This window comes from Pectobacterium punjabense (assembly GCF_012427845.1).
GTDB classification, from domain to species: Bacteria; Pseudomonadota; Gammaproteobacteria; order Enterobacterales; family Enterobacteriaceae; genus Pectobacterium; species Pectobacterium punjabense.
The window spans coordinates 1825998-1840004 of record NZ_CP038498.1 but is presented as its reverse complement, the minus strand read 5'-3'; the positions used below and the strand labels follow the sequence as shown (position 1 = coordinate 1840004).

The 14007-nt window shown below is 53.6% G+C and carries 13 protein-coding genes; 6 read left to right on the top strand and 7 right to left on the bottom strand.

Annotated elements, in window-relative coordinates; all coding sequences use genetic code 11:
- Positions 1-23: 23 nt before the first annotated feature.
- From bioD to bioB, 4 genes are read right to left on the bottom strand one after another with little or no spacing between them, the layout of a single operon-like run.
- Positions 24-722, bottom strand: a complete 699-nt coding sequence (bioD, locus tag E2566_RS08230) for a dethiobiotin synthase (protein ID WP_107167908.1) — start codon at positions 720-722, stop codon at positions 24-26.
- Complete coding sequence (gene bioC / locus E2566_RS08225; protein ID WP_107167907.1) at positions 715-1476, bottom strand: malonyl-ACP O-methyltransferase BioC; 762 nt, start codon at positions 1474-1476, stop codon at positions 715-717. Before bioC ends, bioD begins: the two co-directional genes overlap by 8 nt.
- Positions 1457-2614, bottom strand: coding sequence for an 8-amino-7-oxononanoate synthase (gene bioF / locus E2566_RS08220; RefSeq protein ID WP_107167906.1), 1158 nt, complete (start codon positions 2612-2614; stop codon positions 1457-1459). The genes bioC and bioF overlap by 20 nt, the downstream gene beginning before the upstream one ends.
- Before the next feature lie 39 nt (positions 2615-2653).
- Positions 2654-3691, bottom strand: a complete 1038-nt coding sequence (gene bioB / locus E2566_RS08215) for a biotin synthase BioB (protein WP_107167905.1) — start codon at positions 3689-3691, stop codon at positions 2654-2656.
- 95 nt (positions 3692-3786) lie between these two features.
- On the opposite strand from bioB, the gene bioA reads away from it, so the two are divergent.
- The 6 genes from bioA to E2566_RS08185 all read left to right on the top strand — a co-directional run bounded on the left by bioA (position 3787) and on the right by E2566_RS08185 (position 10442).
- Positions 3787-5091, top strand: a complete 1305-nt coding sequence (gene bioA / locus E2566_RS08210) for an adenosylmethionine--8-amino-7-oxononanoate transaminase (RefSeq protein ID WP_107167904.1) — start codon at positions 3787-3789, stop codon at positions 5089-5091.
- Positions 5092-5366: 275 nt separating this feature from the next.
- Positions 5367-6161 (top strand): GH12 family glycosyl hydrolase domain-containing protein, encoded by a 795-nt coding sequence (locus E2566_RS08205; RefSeq protein WP_107167903.1) that lies wholly within the window; start codon positions 5367-5369, stop codon positions 6159-6161.
- A gap of 207 nt (positions 6162-6368) precedes the next feature.
- Positions 6369-6776, top strand: a complete 408-nt coding sequence (locus E2566_RS08200) for a CidA/LrgA family protein (protein WP_107167902.1) — start codon at positions 6369-6371, stop codon at positions 6774-6776.
- Complete coding sequence (locus tag E2566_RS08195; RefSeq protein WP_107167901.1) at positions 6776-7471, top strand: CidB/LrgB family autolysis modulator; 696 nt, start codon at positions 6776-6778, stop codon at positions 7469-7471. The genes E2566_RS08200 and E2566_RS08195 overlap by 1 nt, the downstream gene beginning before the upstream one ends.
- A gap of 173 nt (positions 7472-7644) precedes the next feature.
- A complete protein-coding gene (gene cdd, locus E2566_RS08190) occupies positions 7645-8535 on the top strand; it encodes a cytidine deaminase (RefSeq protein ID WP_107167900.1) in 891 nt (296 codons plus the stop codon).
- Between the two features lie 209 nt (positions 8536-8744).
- Positions 8745-10442: an NAD-dependent malic enzyme gene (locus E2566_RS08185; protein WP_107167899.1), complete on the top strand. Its 1698-nt coding sequence runs from the start codon at positions 8745-8747 to the stop codon at positions 10440-10442.
- Positions 10443-10497: 55 nt separating this feature from the next.
- Here the strand turns inward: E2566_RS08185 and gsiD are convergent, their stop codons facing one another.
- The 3 genes from gsiD to gsiB all read right to left on the bottom strand — a co-directional run bounded on the left by gsiD (position 10498) and on the right by gsiB (position 13987).
- Positions 10498-11403, bottom strand: a complete 906-nt coding sequence (gene gsiD / locus E2566_RS08180; RefSeq protein ID WP_107167898.1) for a glutathione ABC transporter permease GsiD — start codon at positions 11401-11403, stop codon at positions 10498-10500.
- 9 nt (positions 11404-11412) lie between these two features.
- A complete protein-coding gene (gene gsiC / locus E2566_RS08175) occupies positions 11413-12333 on the bottom strand; it encodes a glutathione ABC transporter permease GsiC (protein ID WP_107167897.1) in 921 nt (306 codons plus the stop codon).
- A gap of 109 nt (positions 12334-12442) precedes the next feature.
- The gene (gene gsiB, locus E2566_RS08170; protein WP_205942448.1) at positions 12443-13987 is read right to left on the bottom strand and encodes a glutathione ABC transporter substrate-binding protein GsiB; all 1545 of its coding nucleotides are present in this window, start codon (positions 13985-13987) and stop codon (positions 12443-12445) included.
- Positions 13988-14007 lie beyond the last annotated feature (20 nt).

Genomic DNA, 14007 nt, shown 5'->3' with positions numbered 1-14007 from the left:
GGCTCGAAGCATGACGAGTTTTTTCACTCTCCAAAGTCCGGTCTATTTTTTAATAATCCAATATCAATATACTGCCCCAGATCATGTTGATGGAGAGTCGATAAATAAGGAATTTCACCCAGCATCGGTGCAGGCAAGCGCTGTTGCAACGTTTGTAGATACGGCTGGTGCCATTTCCCAGGCGGCATGATGTCGTTAGCGATCCAGCCACCAAGGTGCAAACCTGCATGTTGAATAGCATGGGCGGTGAGCATCGCATGGTTAATGCAGCCCAATTTGATACCAACGACCAAAATCACAGGAAGCTGTTCCTGCCCCACCCAGTCGGCAAACGTATCCTGTTCCGACAGCGGCGTAAACCACCCACCAGCGCCCTCGACCAGCACCCAATCAGCCTGAGCTTCTAATGCACGTAACCCTGCCGACAACGCCGAAAGATGAATCGGCCGCTGCTCCGCCGCACTGATAATATGCGGTGACGTCGGTTCCATAAACGCCAGCGGGTTCACCATCGGGTAATCAAGATGGATACGGCTATTGGCCTGAAGCACCAGCGCGTCGCTGTTGCGAATACCATCCGCCGTCATCTCACAGCCGGACGCCACAGGCTTATAGCCAGCGGTGCGGTATCCGGCGCGCCCCGCCGCCTGAAGCAGCGCCGTACTTGCAACGGTTTTCCCCACTTCAGTATCTGTGCCCGTCACAAACCAGCGTTCAATCACGATAAATCACTCCATAAACCAGTTGATAGCTGAGCGGATAACCGCCCTGTTCTTGCGGATAGCAAGCCGCCAGCGAAGCCAAACGTGCCCGGCTCAATAGCCCCGGCGTGCGCCCTTCATGCAGCCAGGTTGCACCAATTCCCTTGAGCGATTTCATCAGCGCTAGCACATCGGGAAAAAGGCATACCTCACGCTCCTGCACCAAATAATGTCGATAAGGCTGACAGGCCGCGTCAATCGTGGAGAGCGGCAGAAAGCGATTCGTCCGCCGCGTACCGTCCAGCCGCTGCCACGCCTGCGACAGCTCGCTTAAGGAACCGTCTACCAGCGTGGCAAACGCAATAATGCCTCCCGGCCGCGTCACTCGGTACAGTTCTGCCAACGCACGCGGTAACGAGTTGCACCACTGCACAGCCAGATTGCTGTAACTGATATCCACACAGCGATCAGCCAGCGGCAAGTTTTCGATATCCCCTTCCTGGTAACGATCCGCAGCGTGCCGCTCGCGCGCCTGTGCGAGCATCGCCGCCGACAAATCCAGCGCAGTCACATTTTTACCAGCCTGACGCCAGTAACGGCTGAAGTGTCCTGTTCCACACCCTGCATCCAATACCTGTAAACCGCTGTGCGGCGGCATCAGCGCCAGCAGGCGTTCTCCGCTGGTGCGTTGCAGTTCGGCAAACTGGTCATAGCCCCCCGCTGCACGCCCAAACGCCAGCGCAATGGCCTGTTTGTTATAGTTTTCTGTCAGCATGGTGCAATACCGTAAGCAAGCGGCTGATATCTTCCGGCTGGTGTTCCGCCGTCAGCGTAATCCGCAGACGCGCACTGCCAGGCGGCACCGTCGGCGGCCGCATCGCGCTAACCCACACGCCCTGTTCACGCAGATGGCTCATCAGTGCCAGCGCCCGCGCATTCTCACCAACAATCAGCGGTTGAATCGCACTCTGTGAATCCATCAGTTGGTATGACGAGTTGGAAAAACCCGCGCGAAACTGCGCGATATTACGCTGTAGCGCATCACGCCGCGCATCGCCCTGCCGGACGCAATTGACTGCCGCGCTCAGCGCACAGGCCTGTGCCGCTGGCATCGACGTGCTGTAAATCAAATGACGGGCAAATTGCAGGAAGTACTCAGCCAATGGTTCTGCACACAGCACCGCCGCACCGCTGACGCCAAATGCCTTACCGAACGTGACGATGAGCAGCTCTGGTTTAACGCCTTGCTGCCAGCAGCTCCCGCGACCTTCATCGCCCAGCACGCCAATCCCATGTGCATCGTCCACCATTAGCCAGGCATGATGCGCCCGGCATTGGGTTTGCAATGCCGACAGCGGTGCAGTGTCGCCATCCATACTGAACACGCCTTCGGTCACCACCAGCGTCTGGCCATCCGTAGGCTTTTCCAGCAGCGCTTGCAGGCTATCGGCCTGATTATGTTTAAAGCGCCGCAGCGTCGCCGGTGACTGTGCGGCAGCCTCCAGCAATGAAGCATGGCTAAGTTTATCGGCAAAAATCCTATCTTCCGCCTGTGCCAGCGCGGCCACCACGGCCTGATTCGCGGCATAACCTGAAATAAACAGCAGCGCACGCGGGTAACCCAACCAGTCGGCAAGCTGATTTTCCAGCGCGGCATGCGCATCGGTATACCCCGTCACATGCCCGGAGCCGCCGCTGCCAATACCGTATTGCTCTGCGCCCTGCTGCCAGGCACGCACAATCTCGGGATGATGGCTCAACCCCAGATAATCGTTGCTGGAAAAATTCAGATAGCAGCGATCGCCCTGCATCAGCCAGCGTCCACTACCGCCTTGATTAGCCAGCCGCACGCGGTAAGCATCATCCTTCTGACGCTGTACCAACGCGGTTTCAATACGTTGCTGCCAGCTCATGATTCAGCACGCCTTATTCTGCGGTTTGCGTCCCACGCGTTATACCGCAGCATTATAAAACTGCTCGCTATCCGCGTTAATCAGCTGCTCCGTCAAGCGCTGCTGCTGTTGGTTATCCCCGTACTCGGTACCCGTCTGCTGCGGATTCAGACCTAATTTGAGGAACAGCGCCAGATCTTTGTCTTCTTTCGGGTTTGGCGTGGTAAGCAGTTTGCAGCCGTAGAAAATGGAGTTCGCCCCCGCCATAAAGCACATTGCCTGCGTTTGCTCACTCATCTGCTCGCGTCCGGCAGACAGGCGCACATAGGAGGCCGGCATCATGATGCGCGCGACGGCAATAGTCCGAATAAAATCAAACGGATCGACATCATCGTTATCCGCCAGCGGCGTGCCTTTGACCTTCACCAGCATGTTGATCGGCACGCTTTCCGGCGGCGTCGGCAGGTTAGCCAGTTGCACCAGCAGCCCGGCGCGGTCGCGCACGGTTTCCCCCAACCCAACAATGCCGCCCGAGCAGACTTTAATGCCCGCACCGCGCACTTTATCCAGTGTGTCCAGACGTTCCTGATACGTGCGGGTCGTGATGATGCTGCCGTAAAACTCCGGCGAGGTATCAAGGTTATGGTTATAGAAATCCAGCCCGGCAGAAGCCAAACGCTCGGCCTGATCGTTGTGCAGTGTCCCCAGCGTCATGCAGGTTTCCATCCCCATCGCTTTCACGCCTTGCACCATCTGTTCCAGATACGGCATGTCACGCTCGTGCGGATTTTTCCACGCGGCTCCCATACAAAAGCGCGTCGATCCTGCGGCTTTCGCCTGACGAGCCGACTCCAGCACCTGTTCAACCTGCATCAGGCGTTCAGTATCAATCCCGGTACGGTAGCGGGAACTTTGCGGACAATACTTACAGTCCTCAGGACAGGAACCGGTTTTGATCGACAGCAGCGTACTAACCTGCACCTGGCGGGGATCAAAATGCTGACGGTGGATCTGCTGCGCTTCAAACATCAGTTCCAGAAAAGGTTTATTAAATAAGTCTTGCGCTTGCTCAAGCGTCCAGTACATGCGGTCAGCCACTTCGGCATCTCCAAACTAAAAACGTTTCGCCAGTGTAAATTAACCCGATATACTGTCAACCAAATAGAATCCATTTTAGTTTACGAAAGATCATCATGAGCCCGGACGACATTGCTTTTGACCAGCGCCACATTTGGCATCCCTACACGTCGATGACTACGCCTCTGCCGTGCTATCCGGTGGTATCGGCCAGCGGCGTCGAGCTGCAACTGGATGACGGACGTCGCCTGATTGATGGCATGTCATCGTGGTGGGCAGCCATTCACGGTTACAACCATCCAGCGATCAATCAGGCAGTGGAGGCTCAGCTCAGACAGATGTCGCACGTGATGTTTGGCGGGATCACCCATCCGGCGGCGGTGGCGTTGTGCCGCCAACTGGTGGACATCACACCGGATGCGTTGGAATGCGTGTTTCTGGCGGACTCCGGTTCGGTAGCCGTCGAAGTGGCGATGAAAATGGCGCTACAGTATTGGCAAGCACGCGGTGAAACCCGCCAACGCTTCCTCACTCTGCGTCATGGCTACCACGGTGACACTTTCGGGGCGATGTCCGTATGCGATCCACAGAATTCGATGCACAGCCTGTATCAGGGCTATTTGCCTGCTCACCTGTTTGTTGATGCGCCACCCTGTGCCTCTATCAACGAAAGCGGTTTTGCCGATGACTGGCAGGAAGCCGATATCGCACCATTACAGGCGATGCTGTCGACGCACGCTCTTGAGATCGCAGCCGTCATTCTGGAGCCCATCGTGCAGGGCGCAGGTGGAATGCGTTTTTACCACCCGGCCTATCTGCGTCGGGTTCGGGAGCTATGCGATCGCTTCGGCGTGCTGCTGATTGCCGATGAAATCGCTACCGGATTTGGCCGCACCGGCAAACTGTTTGCCTGCGAACACGCGGGAATTTCACCCGACATTATGTGTCTGGGAAAAGCGCTGACTGGCGGCTACATGACCCTCTCAGCCACGCTGACTACCCGGAGCGTGGCCGAAACGATCAGCAATGGTGCGGCAGGCTGTTTTATGCACGGCCCTACATTTATGGGCAATCCGCTAGCCTGCGCAGCAGCCAGCGCCAGTTTATCGCTGCTGGCGGAAAATCATTGGCAAAGTCAGGTACAATATATTGAGCGGCAACTGCGAGAAGCACTGCATCCCTGTGCGGAATCTCCGCAGGTAGCGAACGTTCGCGTACTGGGTGCTATCGGCGTGGTGGAAACACAGCGCCCGGTCAATATGGCGCGATTACAGCGCTTCTTCGTCGAGCGAGGTGTCTGGATTCGACCGTTTGGTCGACTCATTTATCTGATGCCGCCGTTTATCATTCAGCCTGATGAACTGCGTAAACTGACCGACGCTGTCTGCGCCGCTATTCGTGACGAACAGCTATTTAAATAATCGGCAACCTAAGGCGCACGATCCTGTGTGCCTCAAAACCACGGCTCTTGATTTTACTTCGTATTATCACTATTCATTACCGTTCTTATAATTATTCCATGAATAAGATTTTCATTTTATCCATGAGTGATGAATTGAATTATGCTGATAGCACATAAAAAACAATAACTGTTAAGCACACCACGATTTATATTTAATTAGATATGTACACTGACTGAGCACATGCTAGATTTCAGAGTGAAATATCCCAAGCATATAGTAAAAGGAGATTTATTATGCTTATTACGAATACCCAATCACAGCGAAATTTCCGCACATTGCTACCCGTACTCTTATCTGCCTTATTACTCTCACCATTAACAGTTTCTGCTGCCAGCTCTTCAAAGGATGCTGACAAACTCTATTTTGAAAATAATAAATATTATGTATTCAATAACGTCTGGGGAAAAGATGAAGTAAAAGGATGGCGGCAAACTGTTTTCTATAATAGCCCAACCAGCATGGGGTGGAACTGGCACTGGCCAAGCAGTAGCCACAGCGTTAAAGCCTATCCATCACTGGTGAGCGGCTGGCACTGGACAGCGGGTTATACGGAAAATAGTGGATTGCCGATAAAATTATCCAGTAATAAAAGCATTACCAGCAACGTCACTTATTCCATCAAATCTACCGGCACGTATAATGCCGCTTATGACATATGGTTCCACACCACCGATAAAGCCAATTGGGATTCTACGCCTACCGATGAATTAATGATCTGGCTAAATAATACCAATGCAGGCCCAGCCGGTGATTATATTGAAACAGTTTTCCTTGGAGGCAGTAGCTGGAATGTATTCAAAGGTTGGATCAATGCGGGTAATGGCAAAGGGTGGAACGTATTTTCCTTTGTCCGTACCTCTAATACCAACAGCGCATCACTCAATATTCGCCATTTCACCAACTATCTAGTGGGAACCAAGAAATGGATGAGTAATACAAAATATATCAGCAGCGTTCAGTTCGGTACAGAGATCTTTGGCGGTGATGGACAGATTGACATCACCAAGTGGGGCGTAGACGTAAAATAACGCGTCTATATCCTTCTGGTTCCCCCCCAATCCATACACGCGGGGGTTGAACCAAATTTATCTTATCCGCTTCTCGTTTCATGTTCAGCCTGAACTCGCGCCACTCATTTTTCAGGCCTGCTCGCCTTGCCTGACATAATTCGTGAGCTGTGGCACGTAAATTTCATTAGCGTTATGATAATCCCCTCGGCTAATCAGGAATTTCCCATGCGTAATACGTTCATCATTTGCTGGCAGTATTTACGCGCTTTCGCATTGATTTATCTCTGCCTGTTGGCAGGCAATGCGGTATCCGCGTTACTTCCGTTCACTATCCCCGGCAGTATCATCGGTATGCTGGTTTTGTTCACCCTGCTCTGTTCGCAGATCCTACCCGCACAGTGGGTGAAACCGGGCTGCCATCTTCTTATTCGCCATATGGCATTGTTATTCGTCCCCATTGGGGTCGGCGTTATGAATTATTACGATCTGGTCAGCCAACAGTTTGGCCCCATCGTCGTTTCCTGTCTGATCAGTACCTTTATAGTGATGTTGGTTGTCGGTTTTAGTACCCAGATTATGCAGCGTGAACGAGCCCTAGCCAGCGATCGCACGCCCCCGAAGGATAACGAATAATGTTCAGCTACTTATGGTGGTCATTGCCGCTTACTCTGCTGGTTTTTTTCGCCGCACGTAAGCTGGCCGTGCTGACCAAGCTTTCCCTGTTAAATCCGCTGTTAGTGTCAATGGCGATTATTATTCCGCTACTGCTGGTGTTGAAGATCCCCTACGAGCATTACTTTCAAGGCAGCAAAGTGCTTAACGATTTGCTGCAACCTGCCGTAGTCGCGCTGGCGTTTCCACTTTATGAACAGTTGCACCAAATTCGCGCCCGCTGGAAGTCGATCATCAGCGTATGCTTCATCGGTAGCCTGACAGCAATTATCTCTGGTACGCTGGTGGCGCTGTGGATGGGCGCATCGCCGGAAATAGCCGCCTCAATACTGCCAAAATCCGTCACTACACCTATTGCGATGGCGGTAGCCAGCTCCATCGGTGGCATTCCCGCTATCAGCGCCGTCTGCGTAATTTTTGTCGGCATCCTTGGTGCGGTCTTAGGCCACAGCCTGTTCGAGCGTGTGGGTATCAAAACCAAAGCGGCACGCGGGTTGTCGATGGGCACCGCCTCGCACGCACTCGGTACGGCGCGCTGCGCCGAAGTGGATTATCAGGAAGGGGCATTCAGTTCACTGGCACTGGTTATATGTGGGATCATTACCTCGCTGATTGCACCGCTGGTGTTCCCCGTACTCTTGAACCTCATTGGCTGAATTTAGCGGGGACGGTGCCTATCACGCAGCGTCCTCACTATAAAATTGAGATACATCTCGCATTTAAGGATTAAGTTGCAGTCATTTCATTCAATAAAGAGATTTTGATCACAATTTATTGCTACTCTGCTTTCTAACATGACGTCATTGACGGGTAAAAAGAGTAAGCCGATATGCATCCACGATTCGAAAACGCCTTCCAGCAATTACCTGCCAACCTGCAAGCTGCGATCCGCCCATTGATCGATAAACCGGATTTCGCCGCGATGCTAACCGCTGATGACGTAGAGGCGGTCTGCAAGGCCAGTCAGTTAGACACCGATGCGTTAGCCTTTGCGCTATTACCTCTGGCAGCCGCCTGCGCACAAGCCTCCATCTCGCATTTTCAGGTTGGTGCGATTGCACAAGGACTCAGCGGGAATTTCTACTTTGGCGCGAACATGGAGTTCACCGCCGTTCAGCTTCAACAAACGGTTCACGCCGAACAAAGTGCCATCAGCCACGCCTGGCTACGCAATGAGCGTGGATTGCGAGCCGTGACGGTGAACTACACGCCATGTGGCCACTGCCGCCAGTTTATGAATGAATTGCGCAATGCGGCGTCGCTGCGTATTCAACTGCCGGGTCGCCAGCCTGCGGTGCTTAGCCACTATCTGCCCGATGCCTTTGGCCCCGTCGATCTGAACATCGATACCCTACTGATGGATGACATCAACCACGGCGCGACATTGCAGAATGTGAATGCGCTGGCGCGTCATGCACTGGATGCCGCTAACCGTAGCCACGCACCTTACAGCAAAGCGATCAGCGGCATTGCGCTAGAAACGACGAATGGCAACCTCTATACCGGTCGCTATGCAGAAAATGCGGCGTTCAACCCCAGCCTGCCGCCCTTACAGGCCGCGTTAAATCTGATGAACCTGGCAGGCGAAGCGCCTTGCACCATTGCACATGCCGCCGTCGTTGAACGCCGTAATGCTGCTGTCAGCCACTGGGCGATCTCACAAATCATGCTAGCCGAACTGGGTTGCACCGACGTTGAGCACCACTTTATTGAGGAATAAGGGTTGCGAGAAGCGCAAAAAATCAGCGACGCAAAGGTGAAAAAAGAGAGGTGAATCGATAAAGCCTGTATTTTGACTAATATGCAAGCCATCTGTAACTATTTTAATTAACATTTTCTGTACATATTTTCTGGGTAATTTAAGATTCGCAGCAGTTTCGCATCGACACCACCTGAGTTTCTTTTTTGCTATCCGAAGAGTAAAAAGCCATGGAATTAGAATACGAAAGCAAACGCCCTCTCTATATCCCCTACGCTGGTCCAATCTTGCTTGAATTCCCCTTGCTGAATAAAGGCAGCGCGTTTACCGAAGAAGAGCGTGCTGATTTTAACCTTGCAGGTCTATTGCCAGAAGCCGTTGAAACTATCGAAGAACAGGCAGAACGCGCCTGGCGCCAGTATCAGGAATTTAAACACGATATTGAAAAACACGTTTACCTGCGCAACATTCAGGACACCAACGAAACGCTGTTCTACCGTCTGTTGGACGGTCACCTCAGTGAGATGATGCCTATCATCTACACCCCGACCGTTGGTGAAGCCTGTGAGCACTTCTCTGATATCTATCGTCGCGCCCGCGGCCTGTTTATCTCCTACCCTAACCGCGCACATATCGACGATATGCTGCAAAACGCCACCAAGCAGAACGTAAAAGTCATCGTTGTCACCGACGGTGAGCGTATTCTTGGTCTGGGCGATCAGGGTATCGGCGGGATGGGGATTCCAATCGGTAAGCTGTCGCTGTACACCGCCTGTGGTGGTATCAGCCCAGCCTACACCCTGCCAGTCGTTCTGGATGTCGGCACCAACAACCCACAGCGCTTGAACGATCCGCTGTATATGGGCTGGCGCCATCCGCGCATTACCGACGACGAATACTATGCCTTCGTTGACGAGTTCATTCAGGCCGTGAAACGCCGCTGGCCGAACGTGCTGTTGCAGTTTGAAGACTTCGCACAGAAAAATGCCACACCGTTGCTGAACCGCTATCGTGATGAGATCTGTAGCTTTAACGATGACATTCAAGGCACCGCCGCCGTCGCTATCGGCAGCCTGATTGCCGCTAGCCGCGCGGCAGGTACGCAGTTGCGCGATCAAACGGTCACCTTCTTGGGTGCGGGCTCCGCGGGCTGTGGTATCGCTGAGCAAATCGTCGCACAGATGAAATCCGAAGGGCTGAGCGAAGAAGAAGCACGTGCACGCGTCTTTATGGTTGACCGCTTTGGTCTGCTGACGGACAAACTGCCAAACCTGCTCGATTTCCAGAGCAAGCTGGTGCAGAAAAGTGAACTGCTGGCTGACTGGGATTGCAACAGCGACGCGATTTCACTACTGGAAGTGGTACGCAATGCCAAACCAACCATCCTGATCGGTGTCTCCGGTCAGCCTGGCCTGTTCACGGAAGAAATCATTCGTGAGATGTACAAGCACTGCGCTCGCCCTATCGTGATGCCGCTGTCTAACCCAACATCTCGCGTGGAAGCGCGTCCAGAAGATATTATTCGCTGGACAGAAGGCTCAGCGCTGGTCGCAACCGGTAGCCCGTTCTCTCCGGTTAACTATCAGGATAAAGTCTTCCCTATCGCGCAGTGCAACAACTCCTATATTTTCCCAGGTATCGGATTAGGTGTACTGGCATCGGGCGCCAAGCGTATCACTGACGGTATGTTGATGGCTGCCAGCCGCGCGTTAGCTGACTGCTCGCCACTGGCGAATAACGGCGAAGGCGCTCTGCTGCCGGATCTGTCCGATATCCAGCAGGTGTCCAAGCGCATCGCACTGGAAGTGGGTAAAGCCGCACAGCTGCAAGGCGTGGCCGTCGTCACCTCTGCTGATGCCTTACAGAAAGCGATTGACCATAACTTCTGGCAACCACAGTACCGCAGCTATAAACGCACGTCGTTCTAAGCGCTGACGGTTTTACTGCTGAAAAGCGCGGCACTCATTGTCGCGCTTTTTTTATTCAGCTTTTCAATTTCGGGTCGAGCGCGTCGCGCAGACCGTCGCCTAATAAATTAAACGCCAAGACCGTCAGAAATATCGCCAGACTCGGGAAGATGGCGACATGTGGTGCAATCACCATATCCGACCGCGCTTCATTCAGCATCGCCCCCCACTCAGGCATCGGCGGCTGGGCACCAAGCCCCAGAAATGACAGGCTAGCCGCAGTGATGATCGACATCCCAATTCGCATCGAGAAAAACACCACGATGGAAGACACCGAACCGGGCAAGATATGCCGGAAGATGAGCGTCCCGTCGCTGGCACCAATACTGCGAGCCGATTCGATATAGGTGAGCTGTTTCAGCACCAGCGTGTTGCCTCGCACCAGACGGGCGAAGGCTGGAATGCTGAAAATCGCCACAGCGACAATCACATTCGCCATCCCACTGCCCATCATCGCCACTACGGCAATCGCCAGCAATATTCCAGGGAAGGCAAACAGCACATCGCCTATGCGCATGATGATTCTGTCCGTCCATCCTTCGTAGTAGCCCGCCAACAGCCCCAGTGTCGTGCCGATAATCATCCCCACCAGCACCGAGAGAATACCCGCCGCCAGCGAAATACGCGTCCCCATCAGGATTCGGCTGAAAATATCACGCCCTAATGAATCGACCCCCAACCAATGTGCCGCAGAGGGGCCTTCGTTCAGGCGTTCATAATCAAAATAGTTCTCGGCATCATAGGGCACCAGATACGGAGCCAGAAACGCAGCCACAACCAGCAGCAGCACAAACAGACCAGCGGCAACCGCTACGCGTTGCCGAAGAAAGCGCCGCCAGAATTCACGCCATGGCGTACGAACCGGTTTATCCCTAATGACAGGGAGCGTCGCCAGCATAGCTTTACGTCGCCAGTGTCTCATTCCCTTTCCTTATTTATAACGAATGGCTGGATTAATCGCGGCATACAGCATGTCAACCAGCAGATTGATCAGAATAAACTCCAGTGAAAACAGCAACACTTCAGCCTGAATCACCGGATAGTCGCGCATCTCCACCGCATCCACCAACAGCCGTCCCAAACCCGGCCAGTTGAACACTTTTTCCACGACGATGGAGCCACCGAGCAAAAAGCCAAATTGCAACCCCATCATGGTGACCACCGGAATCAGCGCATTACGCAGCCCGTGCTTCACGACCACCAGCGATTCTCGCACGCCTTTTGCCCGCGCCGTGCGCATGTAATCTTCCTGCAACACATCAACAAATGACGCTCGGGTAAAACGCGCCATCACCGCCGCGACTGCCGCACCTAACGTCAGGGAAGGCAAGATGTAGTGCAGCCAGGTATCCGCCCCCACCGTTGGTAGCCAGCCTAATTCGACGGAAAAAATCTGCATTAACAGCATGCCAAGTGCAAACGCCGGGAAAGAGAGACCAGATACCGCCAACGTCATGCCAATCCTATCTGGCCAGCCATTGCGCCATACGGCAGAGACGATGCCAATCGCCATGCCAAAAATCACCGCCCACGCCATGCTAGACACCGTCAACCAAAAGGTCGGCATAAAGCGCATAGCGATCTCTTCCGTGACAGGCCGCTTCGACACGATCGACGTACCCAGATCCCCTTGCAGGATATTAGTGAAGAAGTGCCAGAACTGGTGCGGCAGCGGTTTATCCAAGCCCAAATCCTGCCGCACCATCTCGATAACGACAGCATCCGCTTCCCGCCCGGCGGCTAAACGCGCCGGATCGCCGGGTAACAGATGAACGAACAGGAACACCAGCACCATCACAATCAGGAGCGTGGGGATCAGCCCTAGTAGCCGTTTAATAAAATAATTCAGCATGAACAGTTTTCCACAGACATGCGTCAGACTCTCCTATGAGTGGACGAGTGTTGACCACTGCGGGTAGCTCCATGGCCACCCGACTCCCTGGTCATATTTTCGTGCTGGATTACTCCGTCAGATCGGCATCATCAAAGCTAAACAAGGTATCCGGCATCACATAGAACCCGGTCAGCTTCTTGCTATTAGCCGACACTAAGCGCTCTGTCGCCAGAAAAATCCACGGTGCATCGGCCCAGATTTTGTCCTGCGCATCCTTATACAGTTTCTGTTTTTCCGCTCGATCCGTCGTTTTCAGCGCATTGGCCAGATCTACGTCAACCTGCGGGTTGCTGTAAAAAGCCGTGTTGAACTGCGCGGGTGGCCAGGAAGCGGTCGCAAACAGTGGCGACAGCGCCCAGTCCGCTTCTCCCGTCGATGCCGACCAGCCGGTATAGAACAGGCGAACGCCCGTTTCTTTCACGCCCTTGCCTTCGACTTCCGCGGCGCGTTGCCCCGCATCCATCGCGGTCACCTGCACTTTCACGCCAACCTGTGCAAGCTGTTGTTGCGTGAACTGCAAGACTTTCTGCGCCGTACTGTGGTTATGCGACGACCATAGCGTGGTGGTAAAACCGTCCGGGTAGCCTGCTTCTTTTAGTAGCTCGCGTGCCTTCGCTGGATCGTAAGGCCACGGCTGATAGTTTACTGAATAATCAATGCTGCCCGGCAGTGGCCCTTCGGCTGGCGTCGCGTAGCCGGAGAACGCCACTTTAATCAGTGCCTCTTTGTTAATTGCGTAGTTCAGCGCCTGTCGTACTTTCGGGTTATCAAACGGTTTCTGCGTGACATTCATGCTGATGTAGCGATGCAGGATCGACGGTGACGCCACCAGCGCCAGCTTGTCATTTTTCTCCAACACCTTGGCCTGCTCGAACGGTATTGGATAAGCAAACTGCGCTTCGCCCGTTTGCAGCAGTGCAGCACGCGTGTTGTTATCCACTACCGGACGCCAGGTAATGCTGTCCAGCTTAGGCAACCCAGCTTTCCAGTAGCCGCTGAATTTCTCCACTTTGACAAAATCGGTCTGATTCCAGGCCACAAAGCGATATGGGCCGGTGCCAACCGGGTGAAAACCGATCTCCTTGCCGTACTGCTTTAATGCCGCTGGAGAGATCATGACTGCCGCCGGGTGCGCCAGATTGTTAACAAACGCCGAGAACGGCGTCTTCAGCATAATTTTCACTGTCAGATCGTCCACCACCTCGGTTTTGTCGATCATTTTGAACAGGTTATACCGCTTCAGACGACTCTCTGGGTTACTGGCACGATCCAGATTCACTTTGACAGCCGCGGCATTAAACGCTGACCCATCGTGAAATTTGACGCCAGGGTGCAGCTTGACGGTATACGCCAGGCCATCCGGGCTGACGTCGTAGCTGTCCGCCAGGACGTTTACCAGCTTCATCTCTTTATCGAAGCCAAAAAGCCCCTGATAGAATGACTTCGCCACCGTCTGCGATAGCGAATCGTTGGCATCATAGGGGTCCAGGCTGGTAAACGTGGAACCCACGGCGATAACCGCATCTTTAGCTGCCCAGACGGGTGAGGCTGCCATCGCTGCGGTTACCCCTGCGGCGACTAACCAGCGCCGTTTTATCGTCATTACGCTCATGCTACGTTCTCCTTGTGAAT